At 70.0% G+C, this 15,013-nt stretch carries 15 protein-coding genes; 8 read left to right on the plus strand and 7 right to left on the minus strand.

The window, feature by feature from the left end; genetic code table 11:
* Window positions 1-160: 160 nt before the first annotated feature.
* Both AC3IYJ_RS20545 and AC3IYJ_RS20550 read left to right on the plus strand, forming a co-directional pair.
* Window positions 161-1,747, plus strand: a complete 1,587-nt coding sequence (locus AC3IYJ_RS20545; RefSeq protein ID WP_489396241.1) for a recombinase family protein — start codon at window positions 161-163, stop codon at window positions 1,745-1,747.
* Entirely contained in the window at window positions 1,744-3,594 is a 1,851-nt protein-coding gene (locus AC3IYJ_RS20550; RefSeq protein ID WP_489396242.1) for an NHL domain-containing thioredoxin family protein, read from the plus strand. Before AC3IYJ_RS20545 ends, AC3IYJ_RS20550 begins: the two co-directional genes overlap by 4 nt.
* A 9-nt stretch (window positions 3,595-3,603) precedes the next feature.
* Here the strand turns inward: AC3IYJ_RS20550 and AC3IYJ_RS20555 are convergent, their stop codons facing one another.
* The 6 genes from AC3IYJ_RS20555 to AC3IYJ_RS20580 form a co-directional block, all read right to left on the minus strand.
* Window positions 3,604-4,617, minus strand: coding sequence for an NHL repeat-containing protein (locus AC3IYJ_RS20555; protein ID WP_489402873.1), 1,014 nt, complete (start codon window positions 4,615-4,617; stop codon window positions 3,604-3,606).
* Window positions 4,618-4,799: 182 nt separating this feature from the next.
* Complete coding sequence (locus AC3IYJ_RS20560; protein ID WP_489396243.1) at window positions 4,800-6,095, minus strand: M18 family aminopeptidase; 1,296 nt, start codon at window positions 6,093-6,095, stop codon at window positions 4,800-4,802.
* Window positions 6,096-6,193: 98 nt separating this feature from the next.
* The gene (locus tag AC3IYJ_RS20565; protein ID WP_489396244.1) at window positions 6,194-6,934 is read right to left on the minus strand and encodes a hypothetical protein; all 741 of its coding nucleotides are present in this window, start codon (window positions 6,932-6,934) and stop codon (window positions 6,194-6,196) included.
* Window positions 6,935-7,138: 204 nt separating this feature from the next.
* Window positions 7,139-8,965, minus strand: a complete 1,827-nt coding sequence (locus AC3IYJ_RS20570; RefSeq protein WP_489396245.1) for an acyl-CoA dehydrogenase — start codon at window positions 8,963-8,965, stop codon at window positions 7,139-7,141.
* 67 nt (window positions 8,966-9,032) lie between these two features.
* Window positions 9,033-9,440 (minus strand): ATP-binding protein, encoded by a 408-nt coding sequence (locus tag AC3IYJ_RS20575; protein WP_489396246.1) that lies wholly within the window; start codon window positions 9,438-9,440, stop codon window positions 9,033-9,035.
* The gene (locus AC3IYJ_RS20580) at window positions 9,437-9,643 is read right to left on the minus strand and encodes a hypothetical protein (protein ID WP_489396247.1); all 207 of its coding nucleotides are present in this window, start codon (window positions 9,641-9,643) and stop codon (window positions 9,437-9,439) included. Before AC3IYJ_RS20580 ends, AC3IYJ_RS20575 begins: the two co-directional genes overlap by 4 nt.
* Before the next feature lie 121 nt (window positions 9,644-9,764).
* Here AC3IYJ_RS20580 and AC3IYJ_RS20585 point away from each other — a divergent pair, with 121 nt between their 5' ends.
* The 6 genes from AC3IYJ_RS20585 to AC3IYJ_RS20610 all read left to right on the plus strand — a co-directional run bounded on the left by AC3IYJ_RS20585 (window position 9,765) and on the right by AC3IYJ_RS20610 (window position 13,863).
* A complete protein-coding gene (locus AC3IYJ_RS20585) occupies window positions 9,765-10,616 on the plus strand; it encodes a helix-turn-helix domain-containing protein (RefSeq protein WP_489396248.1) in 852 nt (283 codons plus the stop codon).
* Window positions 10,597-10,800, plus strand: coding sequence for a DUF397 domain-containing protein (locus tag AC3IYJ_RS20590; protein ID WP_489396249.1), 204 nt, complete (start codon window positions 10,597-10,599; stop codon window positions 10,798-10,800). The genes AC3IYJ_RS20585 and AC3IYJ_RS20590 overlap by 20 nt, the downstream gene beginning before the upstream one ends.
* Window positions 10,801-10,848: 48 nt before the next feature.
* The gene (locus AC3IYJ_RS20595; protein ID WP_266840166.1) at window positions 10,849-11,307 is read left to right on the plus strand and encodes an SseB family protein; all 459 of its coding nucleotides are present in this window, start codon (window positions 10,849-10,851) and stop codon (window positions 11,305-11,307) included.
* 24 nt (window positions 11,308-11,331) lie between these two features.
* A complete protein-coding gene (locus AC3IYJ_RS20600; protein WP_489396250.1) occupies window positions 11,332-12,291 on the plus strand; it encodes an ArsR/SmtB family transcription factor in 960 nt (319 codons plus the stop codon).
* Between the two features lie 96 nt (window positions 12,292-12,387).
* Entirely contained in the window at window positions 12,388-12,750 is a 363-nt protein-coding gene (locus AC3IYJ_RS20605; RefSeq protein WP_489396251.1) for a hypothetical protein, read from the plus strand.
* A 150-nt stretch (window positions 12,751-12,900) separates the two neighbouring features.
* The gene (locus AC3IYJ_RS20610; protein WP_489396252.1) at window positions 12,901-13,863 is read left to right on the plus strand and encodes a pirin family protein; all 963 of its coding nucleotides are present in this window, start codon (window positions 12,901-12,903) and stop codon (window positions 13,861-13,863) included.
* A gap of 30 nt (window positions 13,864-13,893) precedes the next feature.
* On the opposite strand, the gene AC3IYJ_RS20615 is transcribed toward AC3IYJ_RS20610, so the two are convergent.
* The gene (locus tag AC3IYJ_RS20615) at window positions 13,894-14,979 is read right to left on the minus strand and encodes an AI-2E family transporter (protein ID WP_489396253.1); all 1,086 of its coding nucleotides are present in this window, start codon (window positions 14,977-14,979) and stop codon (window positions 13,894-13,896) included.
* Window positions 14,980-15,013: the final 34 nt, after the last annotated feature.

A 15,013-nucleotide genomic window follows, 5' to 3' on the forward strand; every position in this document is an offset into this window, starting at 1 on the left:
CCAGCCCCCCAACGCCCCGGCGCCCCCCGGCGCCGGCTTGCCCGAGGTGTACCCCGAGCCGGGGCGGCCCAGTCCCCTGGCCGACCTGCGAAGACAGATCTTGATCCTGGATTATTGGATTTCCTGAACCAATGTGGGAACTCCTCGCTAGCGTGGGGACGTGCACCAACACACCACAGCTGACCTCTACCTCCGCTTGTCCCTGGACCGGGAAGGCAAGACAGCGATTGACCGTCAGGAAGCCGACTGCCGTGCGTGGGCAGAACGCAATGGGCTGACCGTCCGCAAGGTCCACATCGACCGTGGGCGCTCCGGCTACAAGAACGTCAGCCGCAAGGGCTTCGACGCGGCGATCACAGCGGTCACGGCCGGTGTCGCCGGCGTGCTGATCGTCTGGAAGCTCGACCGTCTGTCCCGCAAGGGGATCGGTGAGGTCGGCAAGGCGCTGGACGATTTCAGTCGGGTTGGCGGCCGGCTGGTCTCTGTCATGGACGGCCTCGACACGAAGAACGACAGTGCACGGACAACCATCACGATGCTGGCTGAGCTCGCCCGTAACGAGTCGCGCAATCTCGGGCTGCGAGTTGGCAACGCCAAGCGCTACCTCCGCCAGAGAGGGCAGTGGATCGGCGGGCAGCCGCCTTACGGGCTCGTGATCGATCCGCAGACCAAGAAGCTCGTGCACGACCCCGAGACGGCCGTCTACGCCCGTCTGATAGCTGACGAAGCACTCTCTGGGAAGGCGCTCGTCCACATCGCCCGGCTGCTGAACGAGCACGGGGTGGAGTCGGCTCGGGGAGGTGAGTGGAATTCGTCCAGTGTCATGCAGCTCCTACGCTCACCGGCCTTCGCAGGTCTCATGCCTCAGACTGAGTACGAGGAGCAGGCGGACGGGACTCGGAAATACCTGAATCGAGTCACTCCCTACCGGGACCCGGAGACACTGGACACGGTCAGCGTCGGTGATGGGATCATCACGGTCGGGGAACGTGAACTCATCCTCCGCCAGCTCGAAGCACGTACGTTCCCGCTGGCCGGGAAACGCCACGGCCACAAGCAGGGCAAGTCCCTGCTCACCGGCATAGCGCGCTGCGGGCTGTGTGGCTCACGAATGAGCAAGGCCGGCACGTCGTACCAGTGCTCCAATCACAGGATGGGGCGGGGATGCTCTGGGGTGTCCGCGCGAGTCGAGAGCATTGACGACTACGTGACAAGGGCGTTCCTGTCGCGTCTCCCGGGGCTTGAGCCGCAGGACCCGCTGCTCGCCGTCATCGCGGACCGCTTGGTCCGGAAGGAAGACCCGGAGGTATTCGCCAAGCGGGATGCCATCGAGGCGGAAATTAGTGACGAAGGGGCCCGCTTGGCGGATTTGGAAGAGGCCAGGTACGTACGGGGAGAGTTCAACGGAACAGACGCCGTCGATCGCTACAACCGACTGGCTGGACGCCTGCGAAACCGGATTGAGGGGTTGCGTGCGGATCTGGTGCGGATGCCGACGCCGTCCGTGGACATCTCGCCGCTCCTGAACGCGGATCTTCTGCGCGAGGCCTGGGATGCCGACGACGCGGCGGGCAGGCGCGAACGCCTCGGCCTGGCCATCGATCGTGTGGAGGTCCGGCGGGGAAGGGTCGGGGCAAGGTTTGACGGCGATGAGCGCTGCCAGATCTTGTGGGCGGCGCCGACTGCGGCAGCAGGAGGTGAGCGTGTGATCCGGCGTTCATACCCGGATGGCAAGCTTGAAGAATGAACGATGCTGCCCCGGCGCCCACCCCCGCGCCCGCGCCCCGACGTGCCCGTGTCCGTGCCCCCGAGCTGATCGGCAAGGGCGGCTGGCTGAACACCGGAGGCAAGGAGCTCACTCTCGCCGACCTGCGGGGACGCGTTGCGATCTTGGATTTTTGGACCTTCTGCTGTGTGAACTGCCTGCACGTCCTCGACGAGTTGCGCGAGCTCGAGGAGAAGCACCGCGACACCGTCGTGATCATCGGTGTGCACTCGCCGAAGTTCGTCCACGAGGCCGAGCACGCCGCCGTCGTCGATGCCGTCGAGCGGTACGAGGTGCACCACCCCGTGCTCGACGACCCCGAGCTGGCGACCTGGAAGCAGTACGCCGTCCGCGCGTGGCCCACGCTCGTCGTGATCGACCCCGAGGGGTACGTCGTCGCGCAGCACGCCGGTGAGGGGCACGCGCACGCCATCGAGCGGCTCGTCGAGGAGCTGGAGGCGGAGCACGAGGCCAAGGGGACCCTGCGGCGCGGTGACGGGCCGTACGTGGCTCCCGAGCCGGTGGCGGGCGATCTGCGGTTCCCCGGGAAGGCGCTCGTGCTGCCCTCCGGGAACCTCCTGGTCTCCGACTCGACGCGGCACCAGCTGGTGGAGCTGGCCGCCGACGGGGAGAGCGTCGTACGGCGCATCGGCAGCGGGCAGCGCGGCTTCACGGCTGACAGCTTCAGCGAGCCCCAGGGGCTGGCGCTGCTGCCCGACGGGTCCGTGGTCGTCGCCGACACCGTGAACCACGCCCTGCGCCGGTTCGACCCCGCCACCGGCGCCGTCGAGACCGTCGCCGGGACCGGCCGCCAGTGGTGGCAGGGGTCCCCGACCTCCGGGCCGGCCCTGGAGGTGGACCTGTCGTCGCCGTGGGACGTGGCCTGGTGGCGGGGGCGGGTGTGGATCGCCATGGCCGGCGTCCACCAGCTGTGGACCTGGGACCCGGAGAGCGGCACCGTCGCCCTGGCCGCCGGGACCACCAACGAGGGCCTGCACGACGGGCCGGCCGCCGAGGCCTGGTTCGCCCAGCCCTCCGGCCTCGCGGCCACCGAGTACCGGCTGTGGATCGCCGACTCCGAGACCAGCGCCCTGCGGTACGTGCACGAGGAGGGGGACGACGGGGGCTACGCGATCACCACCGCCGTCGGCACCGGACTGTTCGACTTCGGGCACCGCGACGGCGACGCCGCCCAGGCGCTGCTCCAGCACCCGCTCGGCGTCACCGCCCTGCCCGACGGCTCGGTCGCGGTGTGCGACACGTACAACCACGCCCTGCGGCGCTACGACCCCGCCACCGGCCAGGTCACCACCCTCGCCACCGATCTGCGCGAGCCCAGCGACGCCGTGCTCGTCGGCGAGGACATCGTGGTCGTCGAGTCCGCCCGGCACCGGCTGACCCGGCTGCGGCTCCCGGAGGAGGCGGTACGGGTGGACGCGGTCGCCCACCGTACGCAGCGGGCCGCGACCGAGGTGGCCCCCGGCACGCTCCGCCTCGACATCGTCTTCCAGGCCCCGGCCGGCCAGAAGCTCGACACCCGCTACGGGCCCTCCACCCGCCTGCTGGTCTCCTCGACCCCGCCCGAGCTGCTGGTCTCCGGGGACGGGGCCGGGACCGACCTGTTCCGGGAGCTCGGGCTCAATCCGGAGCTCACCGAAGGCGTCCTGCACGTCTCGGCGATGGCCGCCTCCTGCGACGACGACCCGGCCAACGAATACCCGGCCTGCCACGTCCACCAGCAGGACTGGGGGGTGCCGGTCCGCGTCACCGCCGGGGGGACGAGCCGTCTGCCGCTGGTCCTGGCGGGGATGGACGAAGACGCGTCGTAGGGCGCGGGCTCAGTCCCCGTGCCCGTCCTCCTTCTCGTCCCCCTCCAGGCGGGCGAGGAGGAGGTTCGGGTCGAGCCCCGTGAGGAAGGCGGCGCTGGGTACGTAGACCTTGTGGTGGCGGATCGCCACCGACGTGGGGTTGGACAGCCCGTCCTGCGGGGTCAGCAGGATGCTGTGGGTGCCGTCGGGCCGCACCAGGGCGACCTGGCTGGTGGTGTTCAGGGCGGCGAGGGCCGTGTCGTCGTGCCCGGGGAAGGCGAAGTCGTCGATCCCCGCCAGCCCGGTGGCCCGGACCGCCACGGCCCCGGCAGATCCGTCCTCGCGGACCGGGATCCGCAGGAGCGTGCCCCGGTCGTAGTTGGAGACCCAGACCGCGTGGTCGTGCACCTTGATGCCGTTGGCGCCGATGAACGAGGTCGGTTCGAGGGCGGCGCCGGTGGCCCACGGGGTCACCTCGCCGTCGTCGAGGGAGATGCGCCAGACCGTGCCGAGGACCGAGTCGGCGGCGTAGAGCACGCCGTGGTGCTCGTCGAGGGCGAGGCCGTTGGCGAAGCCGTTCGGGGGCAGGTCGGTGAACTTGGAGACCTCGCCGTCCGGGGTGATCCGGTAGATGCCGGTCACGGCCGTGCCGGTGAGGTAGGGGACGTAGAGCGTCCCGTCGTGGGTGCGCACGATCCCGGTGACGACCGCGAGGCCGAGCAGGGGTGTGGCCGGGTTCGCGACGGCGGGCAGGGTCGCCAGGATCTCGGTGTCGCCGTGCCGGGAGACCCGGGCGACCTGGCGGGCGATGGCGAAGGTCAGGTCGGCGGAGCCGTCGGGCTCCAGGACGATGTTCTCCGGCGTCTGCCCGGCCGGGAAGTCGAAGTGGGCGACGATCCGCGGGTCCGTGAGGGAGTACGAGGGCTTCGGCGGCGGCGACGTGGTCGTGGCGGTCGCGGTGGGGGCGGACGCGAGCAGGGCGAGGGCGATGCCCAGGGTGCCTGCGATACGCGGCGTTCGGGGTCTGCGGGGCGTGCGGTCCATGCGGAGCACGGGACTCTCCTTGTCGGCCGGACGTGACGGGAGCCCAGCAGACCATGACGGAGCGTCACCACCGGTTCGTCACACGGCGGTGCTCCCGGGAACGACCCACCCGGCCGAAAGCCCGCACCTTCCGCCGGGATGCGGCGGGCGGTGCGGGCTTTCGGCCGTCCGACCGGTAGGTCTCAGCTCTCCAGGAACGCCACCAGGGTGTTCGCCAGGAGGTACGGGTCGTCCGCGCCGCAGAGTTCGCGCGCGCTGTGCATCGAGAGGATGGCGACGCCGATGTCGACGGTCTGGATGCCGTGGCGGGCGGCCGTGATCGGGCCGATCGTCGTGCCGCAGGGCATCGAGTTGTTCGAGACGAAGGTCTGCCACGGCACGCCGGCCCGCTCGCAGGCGTCCACGAACACCGCGCGCCCGCTGCCGTCCGTCGCGTAGCGCTGGTTGACGTTGACCTTGAGGATCGGGCCGCCGTTGGCGCGCGGGTGGTGCGAGGGGTCGTGCCGCTCCGCGTAGTTGGGGTGCACGGCGTGGCCGGTGTCGGAGGAGAGGCAGATGCTGCCGGCGAAGGCCCGCGCGCGGTCCTCGTAGGAGCCGCCGCGCGAGAAGACTGAACGTTCCAGCACGTTGCCCAGCAGCGGTCCGTCCGCGCCGGTGTCCGACTGCGAGCCGTTCTCCTCGTGGTCGAAGGCGGCCAGTACGGGGATGTACGAGAGGTTGTCCGCCGTGGAGGCGGCGGCCAGTGCCGCCACGCCCGCGTGCACCGACAGCAGGTTGTCCATGCGCGGGCCGGCCAGCAGCTCGCGGTCGCGGCCAAGGTAGGCGGGCGGCTCGATCGAATGGACCATCAGGTCCCAGCCCGCCACGGAACCGCGGGGCAGGTCCTCCTCCTCTTCCAGGAAGGCGATCAGGTCGCCCTCGTGGACCTCGCCCAGACCCCAGATCGGCTGCATGTGCCGCTGCTTGTCGAGCTTGAGGCCGTCGGTGTTCACCGACCGGTCGAGGTGGACGGCGAGTTGGGGTACGCGCATCAGCGCACGGTCGATGTTGACGAGCCGTTCGGTGCCGTCGCGCAGGGTCAGCCGTCCGGCCAGGCCCAGGTCGCGGTCGAGCCAGGTGTTGAGGAGGGTTCCGCCGTAGATCTCGACGGCGATCTGCCGCCAGCCCTGCGAGCCGGTGTCGGGCAGCGGCTTGACGCGCAGGTTCGGGGAGTCGGTGTGGGCGCCGATGATCCGGAACGGGGTGTGCGCGGCCGCGCCTTCGGGCACGTACCAGGCGATGATCGCGCCGCCGCGGGTCACGAACTTGCCCCCCGTGCTCGCGTCCCATGCGTCCGTTTCCGCCAACTGCCTGAATCCGGCCTTCTCCAGCCGCTCGGCCGCGTTGGCCACGGCGTGGTACTGCGACGGACTGGCCGTCAGGAAGGCCATCAGGTCGTCGGTGTGGCCGCGGTCGAAGCGGGCGGCGGGAGAGCTCATGTGGTTCACCTTAACGACGGTCGTGTTCGTCTTGGCCGGACTGCGGCGGATAGCCGGAGTAGGGGTCACGAGGGTTGTGGCCTGTGCCCTGGAGGCTTTCAGCCCGGCGGACGCTCGAAGCGGCGCTGCAGCTGCCTGCGCTCGCCCCTGCGGATGCGCGGGAGCATCTCCGGGGTCTGCGCGGAGCGCTGTGCGCGTCTTTTGCGTCCGGCGCAGAAGATACAGGCCTCTCCGGGAGGAGCGTCGGGGTCGATGGGTGCTCCGGGGTGTTCGGAGCAGCCGGAGGCGTTGCGGGGGCGGGAGAGTTCGCGGGCCACGATGAAGGCGCGGTGCAGGTCGTCGGCCATCGCGACGAAGTCCTCGGGGGGCGAGGACAGGCTCAGGTGGAACCGCCGTTCCTCGACCGCGCGCAGGCAGCCGAGCAGCGCGTCCATGTTGTACGGGGGCTCGGGCACGGGATAGCCCAGCCGGCGCTGCTCCCCGGCGGGCGGGGCGGCGGCGGCCGCGCGGGCCCCCTGGGCGCGCAGGCCCAGGCGCCGTCGGTCGTTGCAGATCAGGCAGCGGCCCCAGCCCTCGGGCGCCTCGGGGTCGAGGGCGCCGTTGGGGTGCTCGGGGCAGCCCGTGTAGCTCTTGGCGGGGGCCAGCCCGGCGGCTGTCTGGAAGGCGGTGTAGAGGGCGTCGGCGACGGACTCGTACTCGGTGGGGTGGGCGCCGTCGTAGAGCTCCCGGAGGTGGTCGCCGAGGCTGCCCACGGCCGCCTGCAGCTCCTTGAGGGCGTACGGCCGCCCGGTCGGGACGGAGTACCCCCTGCTGCCGTGCTGCTGCTCCTGTGGGCTCATACCCACGAGCGTCCCACGAAGCACCGACATCCCGGGAACCCCGCAGGTCCCGCCGGGGGCGGAGCTGTGGGATGCGGGGGCTCCGCGCCGTGCGGGGTTCTCGGGCCCGCACAGGCCGACGGCCGGGCCCCCGTGCGGGAGGGTCCGGCCGTCGGCGCGTACGTGCGCCGCGTGCGGGCAGCGGTACGCAAGGGTCCCGTGAGGCTAGAACGCGGCCTCGTCGAGCTCCATCAGGGTGTTGTCGACGCTCTCGGCGAGCGCGCGGGCGACCGAGACGCCGGGCAGGATCTGGGAGGCGAAGAACTTCGCCGCCGCGATCTTGCCGGTGTAGAACGCCACGTCCTTCGGGGAGGCGGCCGGCAGCTTCCCGGCGGCCACGGCCGCGCCCTTGAGGAGCAGGTAGCCGACGACCACGTCGCCCGAGGCCATCAGCAGGCGGGTGGTGTTCTGGCCGACCTTGTAGATGTTCTTGACGTCCTCGCCGGTGGCGGTGAGGTCGACGATCATCTGGCCGACGATGGCCTCCAGATCGACGGCGGCCTTGGCCAGCGCGTCGCGGGCCGGGGCCAGCTCCTCGCCGCCCACGCCCTCGGCGAGGAACTTCTTGATCGTCTCGGAGAGGACGTTCAGCGAAGCACCCTGGTCGCGGACGATCTTCCGGAAGAAGAAGTCCTGGCCCTGGATGGCCGTGGTGCCCTCGTAGAGGGTGTCGATCTTGGCGTCGCGGATGTACTGCTCGATCGGGTACTCCTGCAGGTAGCCGGAGCCGCCGAAGGTCTGCAGGGACTGGGCGAGCTGCTCGTAGGACTTCTCCGAGCCGTAGCCCTTCACGATCGGGAGCAGCAGGTCGTTCAGGCCGACCAGGGAGGAGGAGTCCTCGCCCGCGGCCTGCTTGACCTGGATCTCGTCCTGGACGGAGGCGGTGTACAGGACCAGGGCGCGCATGCCCTCGGCGTACGCCTTCTGCGTCATCAGCGAGCGGCGCACGTCGGGGTGGTGCGTGATGGTGACCTTGGGGGCCGACTTGTCCATGAAGTTGGCCAGGTCGGGACCCTGCACGCGCTCCTTGGCGTACTCCAGGGCGTTCAGGTAGCCCGTCGAGAGCGTGGCGATGGCCTTCGTGCCGACCATCATCCGGGCGAACTCGATGATCATGAACATCTGGCGGATGCCGTCGTGCTTGTCGCCGATCAGCCAGCCCTTGGCGGGGTGCTGGTCGCCGAAGGTCATCTCGCACGTGTTGGAGGCCTTGAGGCCCATCTTGTGCTCGACGTTCGTCGCGTAGACGCCGTTGCGCTCGCCCAGCTCGCCGGTCTCCCAGTCGAACTCGAACTTGGGCACCAGGAAGAGGGAGAGCCCCTTCGTGCCCGGGCCGTGGCCCTCGGGGCGCGCGAGGACGTAGTGGAGGATGTTCTCCTCCATGTCGTGCTCACCGGACGTGATGAAGCGCTTCACGCCCTCGATGTGCCAGGAGCCGTCGGCCTGCTCGATCGCCTTGGTGCGGCCGGCGCCCACGTCCGAGCCGGCGTCCGGCTCGGTCAGCACCATGGTGGAGCCCCAGCGCTTCTCGACCGCGATCTGGGCGACCTTCTTCTGCGCCTCGTTGCCCTCTTCGAAGAGGATGCCGGCGAACGCCGGGCCGGAGGAGTACATCCACACGGCCGGGTTCGCACCCAGGATCGTCTCGGCGAAGGCCCAGATCAGGGAGCGCGGCGAGGTGGTGCCGCCGATCTCCTCGGGCAGGCCCAGGCGCCAGTACTCGGAGTCCATGAAGGCCTTGTAGCTCTTCTTGAAGGACGCCGGGACGGGCGCGGTGTTGGTGGTGGGGTCGAAGACAGGCGGGTTGCGGTCCGCGTCCTCGAAGGAGGCGGCCAGCTCGTTCTCCGAGAGCTTGGTCATCTCGCTGAGGATGGTCTTGGCGGTGTCGGTGTCCATCTCGCCGAACGGGCCGGTGCCGTACAGCTTGTCGCGTCCGAGCACCTCGAAGAGGTTGAACTCGATGTCGCGGAGATTCGACTTGTAGTGCCCCATGGCGACGGCTCCGTTAAGGCTCGGTGAGACGGGTTCCTCGTACATACCAATCGGTAACGTAATGATGCTACCCACGGGTAATAAGGGCAACCCTTGGGCCGGGACTGTGATCAGGGTCAAGTTCCCCGAGCTCGCACCAGACGGTCTTTCCGGTCCCTTCTGGGCGTACTCCCCATCGAAGCGCGAGGGCGTCGAGCAGGGCTAGACCCCGCCCGGACTCGGCGGTCCCCTTCGCCTGCCGCTGTACGGGGGCTCGCGGATCGGGATCGGTGAGCTCGACCCGCGTACGGGGTGCCCTTCCGGTGATCCGCAGGGTGACGGGCGTGCCCTCGCCCAGGTGGGTGAGCACGTTGGTCAGCAGCTCGCTCACGCAGAGCTCGGCGTCGGGGTTACCCCCCAGGTGCTCCCGGACGGCGTGCCGGGCCAGGGGGACGGCCCCGGGGGTGGCGAGCAGCCGGAGCGTGAGGCCGTTCATGGCGTGGCCAGTGCGTCGGCCAGTCGCTGCGCGGTTGCGGGGTTGCAGTTGCCGAGGGCGATGAGGGGTGGGGTGGTGTAGCGGCCGGAGTAGGAGAGGAGGTGGAGGTCGAGGGAGGGGAGCGTGATCCCGTGCGCGGCGAGTGCGGAGCGGAGGTTGTCCAGGGCCGTTGTGGCCTCGCGGTCGTGGGGGTGGTCGCTCATGGCGGGGCCTTTCGGGATGCGGACTGTGTGTGACGAACTCCTCACAGGCTGGCGTGGGGCGGCGTAGTTTTGGAAGGGGTTCCGATTGCGCTGAGCAAGTGGCAAATGGCGGTGGTGGGTTGTGCCTGCTCGTAAGGACACGGACGCGTCGGCGAATGTGCCGTCCTTCTACGGCGCGGAGCTGCGCTACAGGCGGGAGGCCGCCGGGCTCACGTTGGAACAGCTGGCGGAGGGCAGCTTCCGGGGGGTTCCGTTCCTGAGCCAGATTGAACACGGTGAGCGGCGCATGCCACCGGATCTGGCCCGGCACGTGGACGCGAAGCTGGGGACGGACGGCTTTTTCGAGCGCCGCTGTGAAGATGCGCGCAAGGCGAAGCAGTCGGGCCACGCGGAATACTTCGCGGACGTTGCGGAGATGGAGCCGTTCGCGGAGACCATCGAGGACTGGGCGCCGATGGTGATCCCCGGACTGCTGCAGACAGCGGTTTACGCCAGGGCGATCGTGCGTACGTCGCTGCCGTGGCTGCGTCCGGCCGTCGTCGAGAAGCAGGTCAGTGCCCGTGTGGAGCGCGCGAGGCTCTGGGAGCGTGAGGATCGGCCGGCATTCTGGGCGATCCTGCACGGCTCGTTGATTCGCAACTTGTTGCTGTCGCCCGAGGAGATGGCCGATCAGCTGGACCACATCGCCCACGTCGTCCGTTCCACGCAGAGCGTTTTGCAGCTTCTTCCGGAAACGGCGGCTGCGCATCCGATGATGATGGGCATGATCAGGGTCATGACGTTCCCGGATGCGCCGCCGGTCGTCTACACAGAGGGTCTCCACAGCGGCCAACTCATCGATTATCCGGCCCTCGTGAAGGACTACCGCAGGTCGTACGATCTGCTCAGGGCTGTCGCGCTGTCACCTGAGGCGTCCCTGGCGAGGATCGACGCAGCTGCAGAGGACTTCCGAAATGGCAAGCACCCACATTGACCTGACGTCCGCCTGCTGGCGCAAGAGCAGCTTCAGCAACGGCAGCGGCGGCGAGTGCGTCGAGGTGGCCGATGGGCTCAGCGGGATCGTCCCCGTCCGGGATTCCAAGGTGCAGGACGGGCCCGTCCTGATGGTCGGGGCCACCGCCTGGCACGGCTTCGTCAGTGGGCTGAAATCCCGCTGACCGGATCTCGTCGTCCCGGCGGGCCACGCCATCGGTAGGCTTCGGCGTATGTACGGCTACGACCAGAACCCGGGCGCCCAGCAGGGCTACGCGCAGCAGCCCCCCCAGGGCTACGCGCAGCAAGCGCCGCCGCTGTACCCGGAGCCGTCGCCGCCGAGCCTCGCGGACGCGGTGCGCGCGTTCACGACGGGGTCGCTCTCCGCCGAGGACTTCCAGCAGATCTTCGCCACCTCGAAGGTCTACTGCCCGCGCGGCGACACCCCGGGATTCCTGGCGCTGCACAACACGCAGCAGCCGGTCATCCCCATGTTCACCACGCTCAAGGAGCTCCGCCGGTACGCCGGCAAGGAGTCCAAGTACTTCGTGATCACCGGCGCCGAGGTGATCGACCTGCTGCCCACCGGCTACGGCTTCGTCCTCGACATGGAGGGCGACCACCGGATGGTCTTCGACGCGAAGGCCGTCGAGCAGATGGTCGACTTCGCGATGCGCCGCATGTACGGCTAGGCAATCCCGGCGCCGGGGGCGGACATGCTGAGGGTGCACTTCACGGCCGAGGACCTCTTCAACGTCACCTTCGCGAGCGAACCGCTGCCCCTGGTGGAGCTGGGCATGGCGCTCGTAGCCGCCCAGCGCACCGATGAGCAGGCGGTTTTCGGCCGCTGGCGCAGCCTCGTGGCCCGGGAGCTGCCGGGCCGGGCGCTGCCGCTTTTCGACCTGATGCGCCCCGACGGTGACAACCCGCAGTTCGTCGAGCCCTATTCGCGGAGCCTGGAGGAAGGGCTGGCCGACGTGCGCGCGGCCGGGCCGTTCCTGACCTCCGACATGCTCCACCGGGCCGCCGCCCGTGCCCCCGGCTCACCGAGCTGGCTGCGCGCCCTGTGGGACCTGGACCGGGAGGCGTGGGGCCAGCTGGATTCGGCGATCCGGGCCGCGTACGAGGTGCTCGTCGCCCCGTACTGGGCGCGGATCCGGCAGTCCTTCCAGGCGGACGTCGCCTGGCGGACCCGGCTGCTCGCCGCCCACGGGATCAAGGCCTGCCTGGCCAGTACGCACCCGGCCGCCGGCTGGTCGGGGACGGCCTTCGAGGTCGGCCGGCCGCCGGACTACGAGATCCATCTGGGCGGCCGGGGCCTGATCCTGATGCCCTCGCCCTTCTGGACGGGACGCCCGCTGCTCGCGGAACACCCCTCGGGCGCGCACCTGCTGCTGTACCCGGCTCTGACCCCGCTCCCGCTGTCCGAGCCGGGCCCGGAGGGCGGGGCGCTGGACGCCCTGCTCGGGCGGACCCGGGCGGCGGTGCTCCAGTCGCTGGTCCAGCAGCGCACGACCAGCGAGCTCGCCCGTGACCTGGGCATTTCCCTGCCTTCGGTGTCCGAGCACACCCGCACCCTGCGCGCGGCGGGCCTGATCACCACGTGCCGTGACGGCAAGGCGGTCCTCCACTCGGCGACCGGGCTGGGCGTGGACCTCCTCCACAGCGGCAGCTGACCTTTCGGCCACCACCGAAACCATCGCGGCGCCGGCCGCGAGTCCCGAATGTCAGTGCTGCGGGGGAAACCCGCTCCTACTGACAGGGGGACTGTGATGACACGTACGTCCTTGCGCACGAAGCTCGCGGCAGTGGCGGTCACGGGGGTGATGGCGCTGGGTACGGGGGTCCTGACGGCATCGCCGGCGGCGGCTGCGACCCAATGCCCGGACGGGTACGCCTGCGTCTACTACGGCACCACCTTGGACAGCGGGATCCGCAACATGTGGAGCAGCTACGGCCCCCACAAGATCTACAACTACTACGGCAGACACCTGGTCGACAACAACCAGACCGACGGGTGGAAGATCTGGCTGTGCCGGAACAACAACGGCACCAACTGTGACTTCGCGGTGTATCAGGACCACCGGGACGTGATCGACATGACCCCGTTCAACTCGGTCTCGATCGAGCCGTAGGTCCTGCGGCCCGGCGTGCGGGGGCCGACTTCCAGAAGTACGAGTGAATCGGGCCCCGGGGGAATTCCTCCGGGGTTCCTTCTTGTTCTGTCGGGTGTGGCAGAAAGTTCGAGTTTCAACTAAACTCGACGCCAGAAGGAGGTTCCGACCATGCCTGCAGTGACTGTGGAGAACCCGTTGACGCTCCCGCGCGTCGCGGAGCCCGCCCAGGAGACCGCCGCCCGCAAGGTGCTGGCCGTCACGACCGCCCCGGGCGGCTTCGAGGGGGAGGGGTTCCCGGTACGTCGTGCGTTCGCCGGGATCAACTACCAGTACCTCGACCCGTTCATCATGATGGACCAGATGGGTGAGGTGGAGTACGCGCCGGGCGAGCCCAAGGGCACCCCCTGGCACCCCCACCGCGGCTTCGAGACCGTCACCTACCTGATCGACGGAACCTTCGTCCACCAGGACAGCAACGGCGGCGGCGGAATCATCAACGGTGGCGACACCCAGTGGATGACCGCCGGCTCGGGCCTCCTGCACATCGAGGCCCCGCCGGAGTCGCTGGTCCTGTCGGGCGGGCTGTTCCACGGCCTCCAGCTGTGGGTGAACCTCCCGGCCTCCGACAAGATGATGCCCCCGCGCTACCAGGACATCGGCGGCGGCCAGGTCCAGCTGCTCTCCACCCCCGACGGCGGCGCCCTGCTCCGCGTGATCGCCGGCGAGCTGGACGGCCACGAGGGCCCGGGCATCACCCACACCCCGATCACGATGATCCACGCGACGGTTACCCCCGGCGCGCAGGTCACCCTCCCCTGGCGCGAGGACTTCAACGCCCTGGCCTACGTCATGGCCGGGCGCGGCTCGGTCGGCGAGGACCGGCGGCCCGTCCACACCGGGCAGACCGCGGTCTTCGGCGAGGGCGGCTCGATCACCCTGAGGGCGGACGAGGCCCAGGACTCCAACGCCCCGGACCTCGAGATCGTCCTCCTCGGCGGTCGGCCGATCCGGGAACCGATGGCGCACTACGGTCCGTTCGTCATGAACAGCCAGCACGAACTGCAGCAGGCCTTCGACGACTTCCAGGCCGGCCGGCTGGGCCGCATCCCGACCACGGAGCGGACCCGCTAGACCGTCCCCCGGTCCAGGCCGCAGCGCCCCCTAGCCCCCCGCGGAACCCTCCGCAGGGGGCTGCGCGGGCTGCTGCGCGCGCGGGCCCCCGTACAGGGTCCGCAGCTCCGAGACCACCCCGAAGACGGCGGCCGTCAGGGGTACGGCGAGCAGCATCCCGAGGATGCCCGCGACGCTGGCCCCGGCCGTGATCGCCAGCATGACCACCGCCGGGTGCATCTGCACCGTGCGGCTCTGCACCATGGGCTGGAGCACGTACCCCTCGATCATCTGGACGGCGAGGACCACGCCCAGCGTCCACAGGCCGATCACCCAGCCCCGGTCGGCGAGGGCGACGAGGACCGCCACGGCGCCCGAGAGGAAGGCGCCGAGGTAGGGGATGTAGGCCGTCACGAAGACCAGGGCGGCCAGGCCCAGGGCGCCCGGGACCTTCAGGACCAGCAGTCCGATCCCGATCAGCACCGCGTCCACCAGGGCCACGAAGGTGGTCCCGCGCATGAAGCCCTCGACGGCCTCGAAGGCGCGCCGCCCCATGGCCTCCATCAGGTCGCCCGAGCGGCTCGGCACCAGTGAGCGCAGGGTCCCCACGGCCCGGTCGGAGTCGCGGAGGAAGAAGAAGATCAGCACCAGTGCCAGCAGGGCCGTCGCGATCATGGTGCCGACCACGCTGAGCCCGGCGACCACGCCCGAGGCGGCGGTGCCGCCGAACTTGGCGAGCAGGTCCTTGGAGCTCTTCGCGACGTCCTCCACCGAGGTCCCCAGCGCCCCGAAGTGCTCCGCGAGGCTCTTGCCGGCCCTCCGCAGGGCGTCGATGATCTGGTCGCCCGTCTCGATGAGGGCGAGGACCACGACGTACGAGGCCCCGCCGACGACGGCGACCACGGCGAGGCAGGTGAGGGCCGCGGCGAGCGAGCGGTTGACCTTCATGTGGACCAGGCGCCGGTGCATCGGCCCGAGCAGCGCCGTCCCGAGCACGGCGAGCAGAACGGGCGTGACGACCGTCCGGAAGACCCCGCACAGCCACACGACGAGCGCCACCACGGCGGTGACGAGAAGGATGGCCAGGCACCATGCGGCCAGGCGGCGGACGGGCTCGGGAAGCAGCGAAGTCGGCACATCCGCATACAAGCACGGGCGAACCGCTCGGCCG

The sequence above is a fragment of the Streptomyces sp. GL_140 genome, assembly GCF_057834465.1.

Coding starts and splice junctions, on each gene's coding strand:
- AC3IYJ_RS20550 (WP_489396242.1), top strand. CDS start 1,744: ATGAACGATGCTGCCCCGGCGCCCACCCCCGCGCCCGCGCCCCGACGT.
- AC3IYJ_RS20555 (WP_489402873.1), bottom strand. CDS start 4,617: ATGGACCGCACGCCCCGCAGACCCCGAACGCCGCGTATCGCAGGCACC.
- AC3IYJ_RS20560 (WP_489396243.1), bottom strand. CDS start 6,095: ATGAGCTCTCCCGCCGCCCGCTTCGACCGCGGCCACACCGACGACCTG.
- AC3IYJ_RS20565 (WP_489396244.1), bottom strand. CDS start 6,934: ATGAGCCCACAGGAGCAGCAGCACGGCAGCAGGGGGTACTCCGTCCCG.
- AC3IYJ_RS20570 (WP_489396245.1), bottom strand. CDS start 8,965: ATGGGGCACTACAAGTCGAATCTCCGCGACATCGAGTTCAACCTCTTC.
- AC3IYJ_RS20575 (WP_489396246.1), bottom strand. CDS start 9,440: ATGAACGGCCTCACGCTCCGGCTGCTCGCCACCCCCGGGGCCGTCCCC.
- AC3IYJ_RS20580 (WP_489396247.1), bottom strand. CDS start 9,643: ATGAGCGACCACCCCCACGACCGCGAGGCCACAACGGCCCTGGACAAC.
- AC3IYJ_RS20590 (WP_489396249.1), top strand. CDS start 10,597: ATGGCAAGCACCCACATTGACCTGACGTCCGCCTGCTGGCGCAAGAGC.
- AC3IYJ_RS20595 (WP_266840166.1), top strand. CDS start 10,849: ATGTACGGCTACGACCAGAACCCGGGCGCCCAGCAGGGCTACGCGCAG.
- AC3IYJ_RS20600 (WP_489396250.1), top strand. CDS start 11,332: ATGCTGAGGGTGCACTTCACGGCCGAGGACCTCTTCAACGTCACCTTC.
- AC3IYJ_RS20605 (WP_489396251.1), top strand. CDS start 12,388: ATGACACGTACGTCCTTGCGCACGAAGCTCGCGGCAGTGGCGGTCACG.
- AC3IYJ_RS20610 (WP_489396252.1), top strand. CDS start 12,901: ATGCCTGCAGTGACTGTGGAGAACCCGTTGACGCTCCCGCGCGTCGCG.